Raw genomic sequence first — 1,798 nt, forward strand, 5'->3', positions numbered from 1 at the left:
AATGCCGTAGTCACGGTCAGCTTCAGCCGAAGCAGGGTTACCCGCGGCGTCTTCCGTCTCAACCTTGGCTTTAACGTTCGTGTCTTGAATCAGCTCAGAGCCAGGAACGTCTACGTTCCAGGTCTTGCCGTCAGCGTTAACCGTGGTCGTGTAGTCCTTACCGTTAACCGTGACGGTCACGGTATCACCAGCCTTCACATCCTTGCCAACGGTACCCGTAATGGTCACGTCGGACTCAGACTCAGCCTTGTTGATCACGTCGTCTTCAGCGATCACATTGATCGCGATCTCGGCTTCGGGCAGCGTGGTGTCAATGCCGTAGTCACGGTCAGCTTCAGCCGAAGCAGGGTTACCCGCGGCGTCTTCCGTCTCAACCTTGGCTTTAACGTTCGTGTCTTGGATCAACTCAGAGCCAGGAACATCCACGTTCCAGGTCTTACCATCAGCGTTAACGGTCGTGGTGTAGTCCTTACCGTTCACGGTCACCGTGACCGCGTCACCAGCCTTAACGTCTTTACCCACCGTACCAGTGATAGTGACATCACCTTCCGATTCGGCCTTATTGATCACGTCGTCTTCAGCGATCACATTGATCGCGATCTCAGCTTCGGGCAGATCCGTATCGATGCCGTAGTCACGGTCAGCTTCAGCCGAAGCAGGGTTACCTGCTGCGTCTTCAGTCTCAACCTTGGCTTTAACGTTCGTGTCTTGGATCAGCTCAGAGCCAGGAACGTCTACGTTCCAGGTCTTGCCGTCAGCATTAACGGTCGTGGTGTAGTCCTTACCGTTCACGGTCACCGTGACCGTGTCACCAGCCTTAACGTCTTTACCAACCGTACCGGTAATGGTCACGTCGGACTCGGACTCAGCCTTGTTGATCACGTCATCGTCAGCGATCACATTGATCGCGATCTCGGCTTCGGGCAGATCCGTATTGATGCCGTAGTCACGGTCAGCTTCAGCGCTGGCAGGGTTACCCGCTGCGTCTTCAGTCTCAACCTTGGCTTTAACGTTCGTGTCTTGGATCAGCTCAGAGCCAGGAACGTCTACGTTCCAGGTCTTGCCATCGGCGTTAACCGTGGTCGTGTAGTCCTTACCGTTCACGGTCACCGTGACCGTGTCACCAGCCTTAACGTCTTTACCAACCGTACCCGTAATGGTCACGTCGGACTCAGACTCAGCCTTGTTGATCACGTCATCGTCAGCGATCACATTGATCGCGATCTCGGCTTCGGGCAGATCCGTATCGATGCCGTAGTCACGGTCAGCTTCAGCCGAAGCAGGGTTACCCGCGGCGTCTTCAGTCTCAACCTTGGCTTTAACGTTCGTATCTTGGATCAGCTCAGAGCCAGGAACGTCTACGTTCCAAGTCTTACCGTCAGCGTTAACGGTCGTGGTGTAGTCCTTACCGTTCACGGTCACCGTGACCGTATCACCGGCCTTCACATCCTTGCCAACGGTACCCGTAATGGTCACGTCGGACTCAGACTCAGCCTTGTTGATCACGTCGTCTTCAGCGATCACATTGATCGCGATCTCGGCTTCGGGCAGCGTGGTGTCAATGCCGTAGTCACGGTCAGCTTCAGCGCTGGCAGGGTTACCCGCGGCGTCTTCCGTCTCAACCTTGGCTTTAACGTTCGTGTCTTGGACCAACTCAGAGCCAGGAACATCCACGTTCCAGGTCTTGCCGTCAGCGTTAACGGTCGTGGTGTAGTCCTTACCGTTCACGGTCACCGTGACCGTGTCACCAGCCTTAACGTCTTTACCAACCGTACCCGTAATGGTCACGTCGGACTCA

1 protein-coding gene is annotated in these 1,798 nt (G+C 55.2%); it reads right to left on the reverse strand.

Annotated features, from left to right (window positions below):
* Positions 1-1,798, reverse strand: a 1,798-nt coding sequence (locus tag IE156_RS12820) for an Ig-like domain-containing protein (protein WP_189392899.1), incomplete at both ends; no start/stop codon positions are given.

Source organism: Alcaligenes pakistanensis (genome assembly GCF_014652815.1).
In the GTDB taxonomy this organism is placed as follows: domain Bacteria; phylum Pseudomonadota; class Gammaproteobacteria; order Burkholderiales; family Burkholderiaceae_B; genus Alcaligenes; species Alcaligenes pakistanensis.